Origin of the sequence: Rhizobium altiplani, assembly GCF_001542405.1 — a bacterium.
GTDB classification, from domain to species: domain Bacteria; phylum Pseudomonadota; class Alphaproteobacteria; order Rhizobiales; family Rhizobiaceae; genus Rhizobium; species Rhizobium altiplani.
Genome location: NZ_LNCD01000078.1, coordinates 91912 through 108318, shown reverse-complemented (window position 1 = coordinate 108318; position 16407 = coordinate 91912). Strand labels below are relative to the sequence as shown.

Annotated in this window: 14 protein-coding genes; 5 read left to right on the top strand and 9 right to left on the bottom strand. The window is 59.6% G+C overall.

From position 1 onward, the window contains the following. Positions 1–2 precede the first annotated feature (2 nt). Positions 3–2354 (top strand): polysaccharide biosynthesis tyrosine autokinase, encoded by a 2352-nt coding sequence (locus tag AS026_RS17310; RefSeq protein ID WP_062370735.1) that lies wholly within the window; start codon positions 3–5, stop codon positions 2352–2354. Here the strand turns inward: AS026_RS17310 and AS026_RS17305 are convergent, their stop codons facing one another. After that, on the bottom strand, positions 2355–3092 hold the full coding sequence (locus tag AS026_RS17305; RefSeq protein ID WP_062370733.1) for a metallophosphoesterase: 738 nt from the start codon (positions 3090–3092) through the stop codon (positions 2355–2357). Positions 3093–3250: 158 nt separating this feature from the next. Between AS026_RS17305 and AS026_RS17300 the strand changes: the two genes are divergently transcribed. Further along, on the top strand, positions 3251–4351 hold the full coding sequence (locus AS026_RS17300) for a monooxygenase (RefSeq protein WP_062370731.1): 1101 nt from the start codon (positions 3251–3253) through the stop codon (positions 4349–4351). Between the two features lie 6 nt (positions 4352–4357). Here the strand turns inward: AS026_RS17300 and AS026_RS17295 are convergent, their stop codons facing one another. The 4 genes from AS026_RS17295 to AS026_RS17280 form a co-directional block, all read right to left on the bottom strand. Further along, entirely contained in the window at positions 4358–4822 is a 465-nt protein-coding gene (locus AS026_RS17295; protein ID WP_062370729.1) for an RrF2 family transcriptional regulator, read from the bottom strand. Positions 4823–4906: 84 nt separating this feature from the next. Further along, entirely contained in the window at positions 4907–6148 is a 1242-nt protein-coding gene (locus tag AS026_RS17290; RefSeq protein ID WP_062370727.1) for an adenylate/guanylate cyclase domain-containing protein, read from the bottom strand. A gap of 30 nt (positions 6149–6178) precedes the next feature. After that, positions 6179–7798, bottom strand: a complete 1620-nt coding sequence (locus AS026_RS17285) for an MDR family MFS transporter (protein WP_062370725.1) — start codon at positions 7796–7798, stop codon at positions 6179–6181. Positions 7799–7911: 113 nt separating this feature from the next. After that, positions 7912–9078, bottom strand: a complete 1167-nt coding sequence (locus AS026_RS17280) for an HlyD family secretion protein (RefSeq protein WP_062370723.1) — start codon at positions 9076–9078, stop codon at positions 7912–7914. A 136-nt stretch (positions 9079–9214) separates the two neighbouring features. On the opposite strand from AS026_RS17280, the gene AS026_RS17275 reads away from it, so the two are divergent. Next, positions 9215–10117, top strand: coding sequence for a LysR family transcriptional regulator (locus AS026_RS17275; protein WP_018117226.1), 903 nt, complete (start codon positions 9215–9217; stop codon positions 10115–10117). 9 nt (positions 10118–10126) lie between these two features. Here the strand turns inward: AS026_RS17275 and AS026_RS17270 are convergent, their stop codons facing one another. The 3 genes from AS026_RS17270 to AS026_RS17260 all read right to left on the bottom strand — a co-directional run bounded on the left by AS026_RS17270 (position 10127) and on the right by AS026_RS17260 (position 12771). Then, on the bottom strand, positions 10127–10384 hold the full coding sequence (locus tag AS026_RS17270; RefSeq protein ID WP_245307532.1) for a hypothetical protein: 258 nt from the start codon (positions 10382–10384) through the stop codon (positions 10127–10129). Positions 10385–10436: 52 nt separating this feature from the next. Beyond that, entirely contained in the window at positions 10437–10646 is a 210-nt protein-coding gene (locus AS026_RS17265; protein ID WP_018117224.1) for a hypothetical protein, read from the bottom strand. A 73-nt stretch (positions 10647–10719) separates the two neighbouring features. Further along, on the bottom strand, positions 10720–12771 hold the full coding sequence (locus tag AS026_RS17260; protein ID WP_062370719.1) for an NAD(+) synthase: 2052 nt from the start codon (positions 12769–12771) through the stop codon (positions 10720–10722). 275 nt (positions 12772–13046) lie between these two features. Here AS026_RS17260 and AS026_RS17255 point away from each other — a divergent pair, with 275 nt between their 5' ends. Together AS026_RS17255 and AS026_RS17250 are read left to right on the top strand one after the other, a co-directional pair. Next, a complete protein-coding gene (locus tag AS026_RS17255; RefSeq protein WP_025660033.1) occupies positions 13047–14144 on the top strand; it encodes a Rossmann-fold NAD(P)-binding domain-containing protein in 1098 nt (365 codons plus the stop codon). Positions 14145–14506: 362 nt separating this feature from the next. Beyond that, positions 14507–15547, top strand: coding sequence for a porin (locus tag AS026_RS17250; RefSeq protein WP_018857319.1), 1041 nt, complete (start codon positions 14507–14509; stop codon positions 15545–15547). 161 nt (positions 15548–15708) lie between these two features. Here the strand turns inward: AS026_RS17250 and AS026_RS17245 are convergent, their stop codons facing one another. Then, entirely contained in the window at positions 15709–16203 is a 495-nt protein-coding gene (locus tag AS026_RS17245; RefSeq protein ID WP_018117220.1) for an RrF2 family transcriptional regulator, read from the bottom strand. Positions 16204–16407: the final 204 nt, after the last annotated feature.

The window sequence follows — 16407 nt, the reverse complement described above, 5'->3', positions numbered from 1 at the left end:
CCATGAACCAACGGAACCTGACCTTGCACAGCACTCTGCCCAAAGCGGCCGACGATTCCGATTCCTTCATCGACATCGATCGCCTGATTGCCATCCTGATCCGGCGTGCCGGATCGATCGCTCTCTGCGTTGCCGCAACCGTGACGCTCGCCTTCATCTTTCTGCTCTTCGCGACCCCGCAATATACGTCGATGACGCAGATCCTGCTCGACGACGACATTGCGAAATACGCGCAGGATCCGACGCCGGCCGCCAGCTCGCAGCAGGTCGACATGCAGATCGCCAGCGCCGTCGAAATTCTCAAGTCGAACGAACTTGCGCTTCGCGTCGTCGATGCCGAGAAACTTCAGGACAATTCGACAATCCTTGACCCCTCGAAGTCGCCAGTCGAGCTAGTCAAGTCCGGCATTAAGCTGATCGTCAGCGCCTTGGCGCCCGGCGGTCCGCCGGTAACGGAAGACGATGCGCGCAACGGCCGCCGCCAGAAGGCGGCCGCCCTGCTGCAGGAGGCCGTGGCGGTATCGCGGGTCAATCGCAGTTCCGTTCTCGCGGTTTCCTTCCGTTCGACCGACAAGCTTCTGGCACAACGGATCACCAAGGCGTACGCCACCGCCTACCTGAACGACCAGTTGAACGCCAACTTCGATGCGACCGAAAGCGCCTCGGTGTGGCTGCAGCAGCGCCTTGCGGATCTTCGTGAGCGGTCGCAACAGGCTGCGCTTGATGTTGCAAAGTTCAAGTCCGACAACGGCCTCACGTCGGCCAATGGCGAACTGATGTCGGAACAACAGCTTGCCGACCTGAACAAGCAACTGATCGTCGCCCAGGCCGACAGTGCCAGCGCATCGGCTCGATACAGCCAGTTCAAGTCGATCATCGACCTTGGTCCGGAGAGCGCCGTCAATAACGCCGCGATCTCTTCAGGCCAAGCGGACAATACCGTGATCAAGGATATGCGTACGCGTTACGCCGCGGTGAGCAAGCGCGAGCAGGAGGTTACAACCAACTTCGGGAAAGACCATCCGCAGGCCGTCGCTTTACGTGCTGAAAAGCAGGACCTGACCCGCCAGATCTATCAGGAACTGCAGCAACTGACGGCCAGCTATCACAACGAATCCGAAGTCGCGCGCGTACGCGAGGCCTCGCTCCGCCAAAACATCGAACACCTGACTGGCAAGAATTCGGAGGCTGACAAGTCGCTCGTCCAACTCAACGATCTCGAGCAGCGCGCGACTGCCCTGAAGACCCTTTATGAATCCTACCTCGGCAAATACGAGGAAGCATCGCAGCAGCAGTCCTTCCCGATTGCCAAGGCTCGCGTCATCTCTGAAGCCGGCGTGCCGGCATCGCCGTCCAGCCCGAAAAAGACCATGACGCTTGGCCTCGCCATCGTTCTCGGCCTGATGGCCGGGGGTGGACTTACGGCGTTCCAGGAATTCCGTGAACGGTTCTTCCGTGTCGAAGGCGATGTCAGGACGATCCTTGGCCTCAAGTTCCTCGGCTACCTGCCGCTCATCGGCAAGGCGCCGCGGGAGGGTAAGATCTTCCGGCCGCGCACCAATCCGCCGGTCGAAGCCGCCGAAGCAGAGTCGGATGCAACCTTCGAACGCATCATGCGCGTCGTCCTCGAGGCGCCACGCTCGGTCTTCGCCGAAACGCTGCGCAACGCGAAGCTTGCAAGCGACGTCATGTTTCTGGGCAAGTCGGACCGCGTCATCGGAGTCGTCTCGGCGATGCCGGGAGAAGGCAAGTCGACCACGGCGGCCAATTTCGCAGCACTTCTCGCCTCCAGCGGCAAGCGCACGCTGCTGATTGACGCCGACCTGCGCAATCCGGGCCTGACCCGTATGCTGCGGAACCCACCGCAACAGGGTCTTGTCGAAGCAGTCCTCGGTGAGGTTCCGTGGGCGAGTGCCGTCAAGATCGATCCGATAACGAAGCTCGCGATCCTGCCGGTTCTGCCGAACGATCATCTCATGCACACGAGCGAACTGCTTGCTTCGCAGGGCATGTTCAATCTGATGGAAAATGCGCGCAAGATGTTCGACTACATCGTGGTCGACCTTGCGCCGCTCGGCCCTGTCATCGACGCCAAGGCGTTTGCTCCGCAGGTGGACGGCTTCCTGTTTGTGACCGAATGGGGCTCGACACCGACATCAGTCGTGCGCGACCTTCTGAATTCCGAGCCGCAGATCAAGTCGAAGATTCTGGGTGTGATCCTCAACAAGACCGACATGACGGAACTGGGCAAGTTCACCAACTTCGGCGGCACTGAACGCTACCGCCACAAATATGTGAGCTACTACACCGAAGAGACGTCAAGGAAGCGGGAGCCCGCAGAAGCCGGCGCCTGATCACGTCTGGAAGAGATGCACGCGCCCTCTCCACAGTCTGGCAACCGTAAGTCTGCCGCTGTGGAAGGCGCCTGTATCAAGATTGAGCCTCATCGGCAGGACCTCGGGCCCATCGTTCGGCGTATGGCCATGAACAATCACTTTCGGCAGCGGCCGGCTGCTCTCGAAAAAGCGATGGCGGATGAAAACAAGATCCTCGTCGCTTTGCGCATCGATCGGCAGCATCGGATCGATGCCGGCATGAACGAACAGAACATTCGGCGTGTCGACGAAGATCGGCAGGGATCGCAGGAAATCTACGTGCGGCTTCGGTATTGACTGCTTGATGTAGCCCACGAGCTTGGCGGCGTTCGGAAAAACCAGCGGCAGTTGTTCCGGATCGAGCCCGTAGGAGCGTAGCAGCGCATCCGACCCCATCCGCATCCAATCCGAGAAGGAAATCAGACCATCGAGATAGTCGAGCATCGTGGTCTCGTGATTCCCGGTCAGGCAGATGCGGTCGAAATTCGCCGGTGGAGGCATCATCAGGTGCGAGATCACCTGTGCCGATGACGGTCCGCGATCAATGTAGTCACCGAGCGTGATGATAAGCTTGCGCCCCGGGATCACGGCAGCGTCGTCAATGATGGCCTGCTCCGCCTTCAGCAGCAGGTCGTACCTGCCGTGAATGTCACCGATGGCGTAGATCGGAATGTCGCCGGGATTCAGTTTCAGTCGCTCATGGACTGTTGAAGGCATGTTGAACCTCTCATTGCGGACAGCGAAGCGTCGCACGCTTCGCATTAGTGCAATCAAGCGACAATAAAATTCTATCGCTCGTGCATTCGTAGAAAAACGCGCCTTATCATTGCACCCGCGATCCAACAATCCTAGAGGCGCAACTGATAGGAGAAGCGATGGGAACCGTATCGCGGTTTCAAGACCGGACAAGACCAGCCGCGCACCGTATCGAAAGCGAGGAAGAGGCGATAGCCACCGCGCGACGCCTTGCCGCGGACTTTGCGCTGCAGGCGAGCGAGCGTGATATTAACCGGGTGTTTCCTCGCGCGGAGCTCGACGCCCTTTTCCAGTCGGGACTGACGGCCGTGACCGTGCCGCCTGAGAACGAGGGACTGGACGTCGGCAATGCGCTCCTCGGCGAGATCGTTGCCATAATCGCTGAAGGCGATTCTTCCATCGGGGAGTGCCTCGAACGCCATTTCACGGTGCTCGAGGAACTCCGGAGTGAACAGAATGAAGAGCGAAAGGCACTCTTCTTCGCTCACGTCCTTGCCGGCGATCATTTCGTCGCAGCAGCTTTTCCCGAAGCCGGTGCGGCTGTTCCCTCCGGCCTCCATTATCAATTAAGCGGCCGGAGCTTGCGTGCGCCCGGCATCCTCTTTGCCGATTGGATCGCTGTCGAAGCGACTGACACGCAAGGGCAATCGGTTCGCTTCTACCTTCCCCGTGAAGCCGCGGGCCTGCAGATCATCGATGACTGGGATGGTTTCGGGCAACGGACGAATGGCGCCGGAACCGCTGTCGCACAAGGTGTCACCGGGAACGCCGAAGAGATGGACGATCAACGGCAACGCCACTCGACCAGTTCGGCGCTGGCCGCCCTACTCCATGCAGGCACGGACCTCGGCATTGCCCGGGCCGCGCTCGTCAATCTCCGGGAAGCGCCGCCCTCAGCCAGCATCGGCAAGCTTGCCCTTTCCGTGCAAGCGACTGCAGCGCTCCTGGAAAGCGCCGGCAACAAACTCGATTTTTCCCAGGTCGGCCCATCGACCGGCGCAGTCGAACTGGCGTTCTTCTCCGCTTCAGCCGCCAAGATCATGGCAAGCAGGACGGCCCTGGAAGTCGCCAACGCGCTATTCGAGCTGTCGGGATCCGGCGCGACAAGCATAGGCCGGAATCTCGATCGACATTGGAGAAATGCGCGGATTCGCGCGAATGATACGGCCGACGACGATCTTTACCGGGCGGCTGCAGAGCATTATTTTGGCGGCAGCTGATGCTGTTCAGTTGGCGACCGAGATAGCGACTTCCTCGTCCGAATCGTCCAGCTTGCTGCCCGACGCAACGAACTGCTCAAGCGTCATATTGTCGAGAATGTCTGCGATCGCATCGCGGACCTCGGTCATGGAGCGCCGCACCTGACAGTTTTCGGGATCGGAACAGTCGTCGCAGGCTTCGTAAGCTGTACGGCTCGCACAGCGAATAGGCGCCAAAGGCCCGTCAAGCGTGCGGATGACGTGGCCAATGCGAATTTCAGACGCTGGACGCGACAGCGAATACCCGCCACCCGGGCCCTTTTTCGACCGAAGAATGCCGACATTTCGCAATTCGAGAAGAATCGTATCCAGGAATTTCTTCGGAATGTTGTTGCGCGAAGCAACGTCATTGATGAAGGCGGTTTCCCCCGGCGCAAGCCGCGCCAAGTCAACCAGCGCCTTCAGCCCATACTTTCCCTTTTTCGTCAGCATTTCTTGTTGCCTTACGCCCCCGTACTCTCCATCCCCATTATTCAGCAAATAACGCCAAAACCGTGAACACACAACAAATAGCTATTATTTATATAGTTTATATTCGCCTTCTGCGCGCCCCGGGTACCACTCCGGAAGGCGAAAGAGCTCGACCTTCTCCGAGAAGCCCTTGAGCGCGTGCCAGCCCACCGAGACGGCCTCGGCCTGAGCCTCGCACCGGAATGCGTCGGACATCAGGAGCGGGACGCGAAGATCTCCGCATGCCGTTTGGATGCGGCTGACCAGATTCACGTCGGGACCGATCAACGTGAAATCGAGGCGGCGACCGGATCCGATATTGCCGTAGCTGACTTCGCCATGGTGCAGGGCGATGCCGACGTTGAGAGCGATATCGCCGAACCCGAATTTATCGATCTCACGCAGAATGTCCTTGGCGGCGATCAATGCCGAAGCGCTACTGCGGGCCGGATCATAGCCAGGAAAGAACGCAAGGACGGCATCGCCCATAAATTTCAGAACTTCGCCGCCTTCGCGCGTGATGGCGGGAATGACCTTGTCGAAATAGGCGTTGAGCAACTCGAGCACGCTGTTGCTTGGCAGCCTGTTGGATATCTCCGTGAACCCGCGCAGATCGCAAAGCAGAAGAGCCGCCTCAATGGACTCGATCTCGCCCTGCCGGACTCGCCCGGCAAGGATGCGCTGCGCTGTGAGCGGACCGATATAGGTGTCGAGCAGGCTGAGTTCGACTTGACGCATCACCCGCAATTCGCAGGTGTTGCGCAACGCCGGGAGGATCCGCTCGAGAGCCTGGATTTCGGCAGGTGTGAAGCCGCCGGGCCGCCGGGTCCCGAAGGCAGCCGCGCTCACCGGCCCGTCGGCATTGCAAAGAGGCGCGATCATCAATTGCACGAGGCCACGGCCTGCAAAGATATCGATATCCTGCCAGCGGCCGTGCATGCTGTCACCCAGCCCGACAACCAGCGGCTCGCGGCTGTCCATAACCTTGCGCAAAGGACTGCTGGCAAAGGTCTGGCGCGCGCTGTGTTCGCGATCGTGGATCTCTACCGGATCGCCCGGAGCCCAGGCAAGCGTACGGCCAATCAGTTCCGGATGAAGCGTCATGAGATGTAGCGTCATGCGATCGATAGGCAGTCCGAGTGCCAGTAGGCGGCGGCCGAGGGTGGAGATCAGGCCGGGCTCATCGAGCGCATGGCATTCATCGCCGGAGAGCCACTCGATCAACGACAGCAGTGAGTTTGTATTGCCTGCCACGCGATCCGTCTTTGAGGGGCGGGTCTCGGTTTCGATTTGGAGGATGCGGTTCATGGCGTTTCTCCCTGGTGGCGGAGTGCGGCGCTAGTGAGCGCCGCCCCCGGACAGATGACCCGGCTTCTTCAGCAGCAGCGTTGCGAGCAGTGCGACGAGCAATGCTGCACCGAGCACGAAGAATGTGTCGCTGAAGGCCATGATGTTGGCCTGCTTGCGCAGCTTGAGCGCGATGGCGACGACGGCCTTGTTGGTGGCAGCGGCCTGATCGCTGACACCGTGACTCATGAAGTAGGCGGTCAGTTTCGCGACACGATCCCGAGTGGCTTCTTCGAAGACCGAGATCGAATTCGTCAGGATATTCGAATGGAATTGCTCGCGCTTGCTCAGAAAGGTCTGCAGGCTTGCGATGCCGACGGCGCCTCCGAGGTTACGCATCATGTTGAAGAGCGCGGATGCGGAACCTGCATTTTCCTGTTCGATGCCCGCTGTTGCGACGGCCGAGAGCGGCGCGAAGACAAGCGCCTGCCCGACGGCGCGGATGACGTTTGGCCAGAAGAGCTGGTCACTCGCATAGTCGGCAGTCATGTAGACATTCATGAAATTCGAAGCGGCAAACAGCGCAAAACCGAAGGCGATCAGTAGGCGAACGTCAAAACGCTTCATCAGGCGGGGCACCAGCGGGATCAACAGCAGCTGCGGAATGCCCGTCCAGGCGAGGACCATGCCGATCTGCTCGGAATTGTAGCCCTGGATGCGCGACAGATAGATTGGAAGAACGAAGGCAGAGCCATAAAGGGCGATCCCAAGCAGGACGTTCGCCACAATCCCGAAGCCGAAGTTGCGACGGACGAGGAGCCTGAGGTTTAGCAGCGGATGGGCGGTCTTCAGCTCGATAATGAGGAACAGCGTCAACGACACGACAGCGATGATCGACAGGCGGACGATGAAATCCGATCCGAACCAGTCCTCCTTGTTCCCCTCTTCCAACACCGTCTGGAGGGCGGCAAGGCCGATTGCCATGGTGATGATGCCCGGCCAATCGCCCTTGGCGAGCAGACCGAGTTTCATCGGAGCGCGATCGAGCGACGCCCAGAGCATTCCCACCATGAGCAAACCGGGAACCAGATTGACGTAGAAGATGAACTCCCAGCCGTAGTTCTCGGTCAGATATCCGCCGATGGTAGGCCCGATGGCAGGAGCAAAGGTCGCCGAGAGGGCAAAGAGGGCCAGACCGATCGGCTGCTTGGGCTTTGGCAGAAGCGTGATGATGATGGTGAACGCCATGGGGATCAGCACGCCGCCCGCAAAGCCCTGAACGGCGCGCAGCACGATCATCTGCTGGAGGTTCGCAGCGAAAGCACAGGCGACGGAAAATAGCAGGAACAAAATGGCGTTGGTCAGGAGATACTTGCGGACGGAAAAGACCTGAGCAAGCCAACCGCTGAGAGGGATGACCACGATCTCCGCAATCAGGTAGGAGGTCGAAATCCAGCCACCGTCGTCCTTGCCCGCGCCGATCGCACCCTGGATATCCGCGAGCGAAGCGTTGACGATCTGGATATTGAGGACGGCCATGAACGCGCCGAGCGTCGAACCGACGACGGCGCTCCACATGCGAAAGGCGCTCATCGCAGCTGCGGGCTTCGGAGCCGCAGCGTCCACCAGACGCGGGCTGGAATTGTTGGCGACGATCTGAAGTGTAGCCATGACGTCTCTCCTTCCGGCTATGCGGAAACAATCTCATGACGAGGTTCGGCTGATAATTCGGGAAAGGAGGGAAGGATCATCCAGTCAGGCTGGATAATCCTTCCCGGCACCACCTACCTGACGGCCGCTTTGGTATCGATCTCAGGCTCGACGGACATTCCGGCGCGAAGCAAACCGCTCACTTTCTCGTCGTCGATGACGATCTTTACCGGGATGCGCTGGACGATCTTGGTGAAGTTGCCGGTCGCATTGTCAGGGGGTAGCAGTGAGAACTCCAGCCCGCTCGCCGGTGAAATGCTGTCGACATGGCCCTTGATTTCCACATCGGGGAAACTGTCCACCTTGACCTCGACAGGCTGCCCAGCGCGCACATGAGTGAGCTGTGTTTCCTTGAAGTTGGCAACGACATAGACGGAATGCAGCGGCACGACCGCCATCAACTGCATCCCCGAGGTTACGAACTGTCCGACTCGAATGGTGCGGGCGCCGACGGTGCCGTCGACCGGAGCGATGATTTGTGTATAGGAAAGGTTGAGTTCAGCCTGATGCTGGGCGGCGGCGGCGCGCTCACGCTGCGCGACAGCCTGCTCGCGCTGTGTCTGAAGAACGGGCACCTTCTTTTCCGCGGCGACCAGCGCGGCCCGATCCCGTTCAAGTGCCGCCTGCGCCTGATCGCGAAGTGATTGGCTCTGTTCCGCCCGCGACTGCGTGCCGGCACCATTGGTGATCAGCCGTTGCGAACGGGCCGCATCGGAGCGAGCAAAATCCAGCGTCGCCAGTGATGCATCGATCGTCGCCCTGGCCTGGCCGATGATCGACTGCTGCAGTTCGATCTGCGCATCGAGATTTGTGATGGCTGCAGTTGCGGCCTTGACGTCGGCCTTGACCTGGGACAATGCGGCCTGATGGTCGCGATCGTCGATCTTGGCGAGCACCTGCCCAGCCTTGACTGCATCGTTATCACCGACAAGGACTGCGGCGACATAGCCCGAAACCTTCGGCGCAACGGTCGTATAGTCGGCCTTCACATAGGCATCATCAGTGGATTCGATGAAACGGCCAACCGTCCAATAGTGATGGCCGTAGTCCGCCACAAAGGCGACGCCGGCAAGAAGCGCTGCAGCCATGATCGTCCGCTTAACGAGCTTGCGGCTTTTCTTGCCTTTGGCTTCGACGGCAGGGGCAACGTCCGCTGCCGGTGCAGCCGGGGCTTCGGTGACCCTTGCAACCTCGGGCTCGCCGGCCGCCTCGAACACTTCCTTGCGGGGTAATTCGACCATTGTCCTTCTCCACTGGTTTGCCTCGTAAGGCGAGGCTCAATTCGATGAGACAGACAATGCGTCGTTACGCGCGTTCTGATAATCTGCTTAAATCGGGAAGGATCATCAACTCAGAGCGGATAATCTAGGGGGTGCAATGGATCGGCTGACGAGCCTCACAGTCTTTGGTCGCGTTGTCGAGTGCGGCGGCTTTTCAGCGGCCGCGCGCCGTCTCAACATGTCCGTGACGATGGTCGGCAACCACGTGCAGTCCCTCGAGGACAGGCTGGGCGTCAGGTTGCTCAACCGCACCACGCGCAAGGTCAGCCTCACGGAAACCGGCAAGTACTACTACGAACGCTCGGCTCAGATACTTGCCGATCTCGAGGAAGCCGACAGCACGGCCGGTGCAATGAGCTCGACACCGCGCGGCACGCTCAAGGTCTATACCAGCGCGGCCATCGTCCGCTTCCTGCTGCCCGTCGTCAGCGAGTATCTTGAGCTATATCCCTCGATCGCGCTCGACCTGAGCGTTGGGGAGAGGATGATCGATATGGTCGAGGAAGGTTACGACCTCGTGATCCGCACCGTGCCGCCACCGGATTCGAGCCTTGTTGTCAGGAAGTTGACGCCATGGCGTCATATCCTGGTGTGCTCGCCGAACTACCTTGAGAACCATCCGGCGCCAGAGGTCCCGGCGGATTTGGCAAATCACAACTGCCTCCAATATACGTATTACCCCTACGGAGACGAATGGCGCTTCGAAGATGCAGATGGCGCCCAGATGAGTGTAAAGATTGGCGGCAACGTCGTATCCAACAGTGCCGAGACCCTGCGGCACCTCACGACGACGGGCCAGGGCATATTCCTGGCACCAAGTTTCGTTGTCTTTGATGACATCGCCTCCGGACGATTTGTCCGGGTCATGCGCGACTATCGCGCCGTCGAGTTCAGCATCAATGCCATCTATCCGAACCGCAACCACTTGCCGACGAAAGTTCGCCTGTTCATCGACCTCCTCGCGGAGCGCTTCGCGGAGCACCGGAAATGGATGACGTGAGGGCCTTGGTCAGTTCGTGTCCTGCGTCGGCGGCGGTGCGGTGCTGGGGCTGCTTGCCCCTGCCGGCGCTCTCGGTGCAGGGCTGGTGCCGCCGCCCGTCCAAACGTTGAACGCCAAGAGGACCGCGGCAATCACGAAGGCGACAGCGCCCAGCAACGCCCAGGCGGACAGGCTGCGCCCTTCTCGGGACAGCGCCGTTTCCTGCGCTTCGCAAGCAGTTTGCCGATCGCTGGAGTGATTGTCCGGCCTGTTGTCATTGGCGGTCATCATTGCACCTCTGGCAACGAAACGCCGGCGGCGTTCGCCAAGTTCCAAGAGATCAGATCAGAGGATCCCGTCCTTCGGCAGCGGCGAGGTTCAGTTCGCGGGCAATGTCTTCCGCGTCCCTCTTGCTAAGGCCGACGAAATCCCTTCCGTCCGTTGCCGCCGGCAAGGACGTCAAGGTATCGACGATCGTCCACCTGCCACGCGGCTCCTGACGGATTTCGTAACGGGGAAGATCCTCGGATGGACAAGCTTCATCTGTCACGTTCTTACCGCTACCTCAGAGTGCTCCTGGACCACATCTGGCGCGATGCATGGCTTTTGCAAGGCATCTCTGCCTACGCCTTTACATCCGGAACGTTCGCTTTCAATTCCTTGAGCCATATCCGGGCGTTGCCGTCCGACGGCGCGCGCCAGTCGCCGCGGGGAGACAGGGAACCACCCGACGTCACCTTCGGGCTGTTCGGCGATGCCGACCGCTTGAACTGGCTGATCGTGAAGAACCGAAAGAGGAAGACCTCCATCCAGTGCTTGATGACAGGCAGATCGAAACTGCGGCGCTTGTCAGCGGGGAAATGCGGCGGCCAGACGCCGGCCTCGGCGTCCCGCCAGGCATTGTAGGCAAGGAAGGCGATTTTCGACGGGCGAAGCCCGAAACGCGTCGTGTAGTAGAGTGCGAAGTCGTGCAGATCGTATGGGCCGATCTTGTCCTCCGTGCTCTGCATGACGCCATTTTCATCGGCAGGCACCAGTTCCGGCGAAATCAGCGTGCCAAGAACGCTTTCCAATGTCGCATTGGCTTCCTCGTTGAAATCCCGTGAGCGGATCACCCAGCGGATCAGGTGCTGGATCAAGGTCTTGGGCACCGATGCATTGACGTTGTAGTGGCTCATCTGGTCGCCAACGCCGTAGGTCGACCAGCCGAGGCCGATTTCCGACAGGTCTCCGGTTCCCAGCACCAGCGCGTTTCGCTGGTTTGCCACGCGGAACAGGAAGTCCGTGCGCAGGCCGGCCTGGACGTTTTCGAAGGTCGTATCGTAGACCGGCTCGCCGCCTGCGAAGGGATGCTTCAGATCCTTTAGCAACTGTAGCGCCAACGGCCTGATATCGACCTCCTCCGCCGTGACGCCCATGCTGCGCATCAAGGCCCAGGCGTTCGACCTGGTGGCCTCGCCCGTCGCAAATCCCGGCATGGTGAAGCAAAGAATATCCGAGCGCGGCCAGCCGAGCTGGTCGAAAGCACGCGCCGCGACGAGTAGCGCATGGGTGGAATCGAGCCCGCCCGAAATGCCAATGCAAAGCCGCTTGATGCCGGTCGAGCGCAGCCGCTTCATCAGTCCCTGCACCTGGATGTTGAACGTCTCGTAGCAATCCAGATCGAGGCGGCTTTCGTCAGCCGGCACGAAGGGGAAGCGCGCAACATGGCGTTTGAGGCCAATGTCGCCCTTCGGCTTCTTGAACTGGAACCCTACTCGCCGGAATTCGCGACCGGCGGTAAGAGTGAGCGTCGCCGCATCATTGAACGTGCCCGTTCGCAGCCGCTCCAGCCGCAGTCTCTCGACATCGATATCCGCAACGCACATCTGCGACGAAATTGGGAAGCGGTCGGTTTCGGCGAGCAGGCTGCCGAGCTCATAGATGCAGGCCTGGCCGTCCCAGGCGAGGTCCGTCGTCGATTCGCCGGGGCCGGCCGCCGAATAGACATAAGCCGACAAGCTGCGCGCCGATTGTGCCGAGCACAAAAGCTTGCGGGTCTCAGCCTTTCCGACCGTTATGTTGCTGGCCGAGAGATTTGCCAGAATCAATGCGCCGGCCAACGCGCCGAAATCGCTCGGCGGCGCCGGAGCCCAGAGGTCTTCGCAGATCTCGATATGGAAGATGAAATCGTCCATGTCCTCGGCGGCGAAGACGAGATCCGTGCCGAATGGCACCACCTCGCCGGCGGCACGAATGCTCTCGCCTCGTACGTCTCGTCCCGACGCGAACCAGCGCTTCTCGTAGAATTCGCGATAGTTCGGGAGATGCATCTTCGGAACGACGCCGAGAATACGACCAGCGTGAATGGCGACCGCGCAGTTATAGAGCCGACCGCCACTCTGCAGCGGCGCGCCGACAAGAAGTACCGGCGTCAGGTCGCGACTTGCCCGGACGATATCGCCGATTGCAGCATCCACACCCCTGAGAAGCGCATCCTGCCCCAAAAGGTCGTCGATCGCGTAGCTGGAAATCCCGAGTTCGGGGAACACCATGAGGCCAACACCTTCGGCGTGTCCCTGCCGCGCCAGTTCCAACGTTGCCTGCGCGTTGAAATCGGGATCGCCGATCTCGCAATTCGGGGTGCAGGCCGCGACACGGACAAAACCTTGATCGTAAACCGAATAGAAATTCACCAATGCCTCCAGCAGTCACGCGCCTTATGACTGACCATTACATCCAAATGCCTCCGGGCAAAACCTGATCTCGCCCACCCGGCAATCTTATTCGACATCGCTCATGCAAGCGGTAAATAGTATCGTTTAAAATGAATGACTTATCGACAGTTGTGACAATGTGAAAATCAACATCACTGCCCAGAATAAAATTACCAAACTGTCATAAAACTATGGAAGAGACAGCCTATATCGCTCGCGCGCACACTTCGATTTACCCTCTTCCAGAGCGATCAATGTCCAACTTTATCCGCGTCCGCGCCGGGCTGCTTCGGGAAACACATCCCGGTGAGCGTCGCGTTGCGTTGACGCCGGAGGACGTGCGGCGGCTTTCCAAGCGTGTGTCGGTTCGTTTCGAGCGCGGTTGCGGTGTCGGCGCGGGCCACGTTGATGAGGCCTATGTCGTCGCCGGCGGCGAACCGGCCGAGTTCGCTGATATGGTGCCCTCCTCGGACATTTTCGTGAGCGTGCGGCAGCCGGCAACCACGCGGGTATTTCCAGCGACCGCGACCCTCGTTTTCCTTGGTTCGCACGCACCCCTGGCCACCCGTCTTCCCAGCGGACCGCGACCGCTCCACCTCGACATCGCCCGCCTCTCCTGTGTGCAGGGGGTCAAGGGCGCAGACATCTCATCGAGACAAGCGGCAATCACCGGCCACGCCGCCGTCCTAGAGGCCGCCAGGCAGTTCGGCATTTCGCACCCAATGTTGATGGTGGACGGCAGCTTCGTGCGGCCGGTGAGAATGGCTGCCTTGGGCGGCGATGCTGCAAGCCTGCAGGCATTGGCGACCGCCCGTCGCCTCGGCGCACTGACTCATGGCTTTGGCCTTGCCAAGGATTCGCAGGACAAGATCGAACGGCTCGGGGCCAGATTTCTCGGCACGACCCTAGCTCCGATGCCCTTCCCCCGCGCATTGCCGGAGCAACAACTGGCACGGCTTCGCCGAGAGCTTTCGGATCCCCTCTCGAAGATGCAATTGATCACCACAAACGCCGTGATACCCGGTCAAACTGCCCCTCTCCTCCTCGACGAAGACATGCTTTCGCGGCTGAGTCCAGGAACGGTCATTGTCGACCTTGCCGCAGAAAACGGCGGAAATTGCGCCCTGACGCGAGCCGACGAAGTCATCAACGTCTTCGGCGTGCGGATCATCGGCTCCACGACACTTGCGAGCCACGAGGCTGCCGAAGCGAGCCGGCATTTCAGTGAGGGTGTGAGAAACCTGCTGGAACACCTGATCGACACGGATGGTGTTCTTAGGCTCGATCCATCCGATCCCACCGCTGCCGCGCTGCTGAAAGAAGTGGCCAAAACGACGCGCGCGTCATCGTGATTCAGGCCCAGCGTTGACAAAAGGATGAGCCGCAGGGCGATACAAATGCTGCAATGCAACAATATTATCCGGATGGCATCCATATCAAAAACCCTTTGAATACCAAACTGTTACAGGTTGAATTGGCAACCCTCTTCTTGCGCAGAAAGCGACAGTTGCGATTGCGCAACACCCCAATTTTGCTTTGCAGCAAAACCCAATTTTTGACTGTATCTATTATTGATACATTTAATGGGAAATGTAATTTGGCGCTGCGGACGTACCGCGTTTCCCGCAAGGGCTTGTACGAAACAATTTGGGGTAGGTAGAGCCGGTTTCGGCAGTGATGACCTGTGCCCAATCGACAAAAGATTGGACTGAGAATGAACATTAAGATGATCCTTATGAGCTCGGCGGCGGCCCTGGCTGCCTTTACGAGCGCCCAGGCTGCTGACGCCATCGTTGCTGCTGAGCCGGAACCAGTTGAATACGTCCGCGTTTGCGACGCTTACGGCAGCGGCTACTTCTACATCCCGGGCACCGAAACCTGCCTGAAGATCAGCGGTTACATCCGTTTCCAGGTTAACGCCGGCCCGAATGCCAGCGCAACCACTGGCAACGGTACCTATGTTGCGAATGACTCTGACTGGGACGCCTACACCCGTGGTCAGGTCCAGTTCACCGCCAAGAGCGACACCGAATACGGCCCGCTCACCGGTGTTATCGTCCTGCAGACGAATGCCGACAACTCTAAGTCGCAGGCATCTTTGCTTGACTCCGCTTACATCGACATCGCTGGCTTCCGCGCCGGTCTGTTCTACAGCTGGTGGGACGATGGTCTCTCGGGCGAAACGGACGACATCGGCAGCAAGGTCACGCTGCACAACTCCATCCGTTATCAGTACGAAGCTGAAAACTTCTACGCTGGCATCAGCGTTGACGAGCTGGAAGACGGCTACTTCAGCGCCGGTGAAAACCCCAATAACGTCGGCGTAGCAGTCGGTATCGGCGGCAAGGCTGGCATCTTCAGCTACCAGATCACGGCCGGCTACGACACCGATAACGAAGAAGGTGCCGTTCGCGCCATGGGTACCGTTGCCGTCGGCCCGGGCACCCTCGGCCTCGCAGCGATCTACTCCAGTGGCCCGAACTCCTACTATCAGACCGCCGAATGGGTTGTCGCGGCTGAGTACGCCATCAAGGCGACCGACAAGCTGAAGATCACGCCGGCCGCTCAGTACTACGGCAACTACGGCATCGTCGCGGGCGACTTCGACGACAACAACGACGCCTGGAAGGTCGGTGTCACGGTTGATTATCAGATCGTCGACAACCTCTACGCCAAGGCAACCGTCAATTACTTCGACTCGGACAAGGCTGACGACGTCACGACGGGCTTCTTCCGCCTCCAGCGCGCATTCTAACTGAAAAAGCGGCGCCGCGTTTCCGCCTCTCTCCGTTGCTAAAGTCACAGGGAAAGGCGGCGCGGCGCTTTAAGAGTTTCTGATCAGATTGACCTCCGATCAGTTAGGAGGGGTGGCACGGGTTCCCTGCCCGGCCGCCCCTTTCCAGTTTGAGGATGAAATTATTCGGCGGGGTGGCGATCGCGCACGAGGCTAGCATCCGCCGAGTGCTGATGTCCGGCAGATTTCTCGGCCTCGAGCCGACGCAGCTCCGCCACACTGTCCTCGATGGTCACCGAACCAAGCATGTCGACGACAGCCTGCTCCGCTCGATCACACAGAAACTCCGAAAGGTCGCCGATATTCTCACCCACGAGTCCCTCATGCGGAATATCGTGCCGAGTCGCCCAGATCTTCTTGTCACCGGTCACGGCGGCATAGATCTGGCTGAGCAAAATCTGGTCACGTGGTCGTGCCAAACGAATGCCCCCCTTGCCGCCCTGGGAGGTAGCAAGAATTCCGTTCTCATTGAGCGGAAGCAACAGCTTGCGGACAAAGCTTGCACTTGTATCGAGCCCTTGTGCAAGTGATTGGCTCGTGGTGCGGAGATTGGCCTCTTCATTGACGGCAACGCTGATGACAATCTGTAAAGCGGTCGAAAAGCGCGTGTCGATCATGCTGAGCTGAGGCCTTGCGTCGGAAGCCGGAGAGCACAGATATTTGCCGCTAAAACTCATTGTCAAGAACGCGTGGTTGAAATCACGGCAACTTGACTAAAGCCTCGACGGGGGAGTGTACAACCACCGTAAGGTGTGCGCTGTGAAATGGGCCCAAAGCCGGGCCGCGGGGGCCGCACCCTTGAGACCGCCTACCAAGGTCCC

Excerpts from the sequence above, each read along its gene's own strand:
- AS026_RS17270 (WP_245307532.1), bottom strand. The coding sequence starts at position 10,384 with ATGACCGCCAATGACAACAGGCCGGACAATCACTCCAGCGATCGGCAA.
- AS026_RS17300 (WP_062370731.1), top strand. The coding sequence starts at position 3,251 with ATGGGAACCGTATCGCGGTTTCAAGACCGGACAAGACCAGCCGCGCAC.
- AS026_RS17275 (WP_018117226.1), top strand. The coding sequence starts at position 9,215 with ATGGATCGGCTGACGAGCCTCACAGTCTTTGGTCGCGTTGTCGAGTGC.
- AS026_RS17290 (WP_062370727.1), bottom strand. The coding sequence starts at position 6,148 with ATGAACCGCATCCTCCAAATCGAAACCGAGACCCGCCCCTCAAAGACG.
- AS026_RS17295 (WP_062370729.1), bottom strand. The coding sequence starts at position 4,822 with ATGCTGACGAAAAAGGGAAAGTATGGGCTGAAGGCGCTGGTTGACTTG.
- AS026_RS17285 (WP_062370725.1), bottom strand. The coding sequence starts at position 7,798 with ATGGCTACACTTCAGATCGTCGCCAACAATTCCAGCCCGCGTCTGGTG.
- AS026_RS17280 (WP_062370723.1), bottom strand. The coding sequence starts at position 9,078 with ATGGTCGAATTACCCCGCAAGGAAGTGTTCGAGGCGGCCGGCGAGCCC.
- AS026_RS17250 (WP_018857319.1), top strand. The coding sequence starts at position 14,507 with ATGAACATTAAGATGATCCTTATGAGCTCGGCGGCGGCCCTGGCTGCC.
- AS026_RS17245 (WP_018117220.1), bottom strand. The coding sequence starts at position 16,203 with ATGATCGACACGCGCTTTTCGACCGCTTTACAGATTGTCATCAGCGTT.
- AS026_RS17310 (WP_062370735.1), top strand. The coding sequence starts at position 3 with ATGAACCAACGGAACCTGACCTTGCACAGCACTCTGCCCAAAGCGGCC.
- AS026_RS17255 (WP_025660033.1), top strand. The coding sequence starts at position 13,047 with ATGTCCAACTTTATCCGCGTCCGCGCCGGGCTGCTTCGGGAAACACAT.
- AS026_RS17305 (WP_062370733.1), bottom strand. The coding sequence starts at position 3,092 with ATGCCTTCAACAGTCCATGAGCGACTGAAACTGAATCCCGGCGACATT.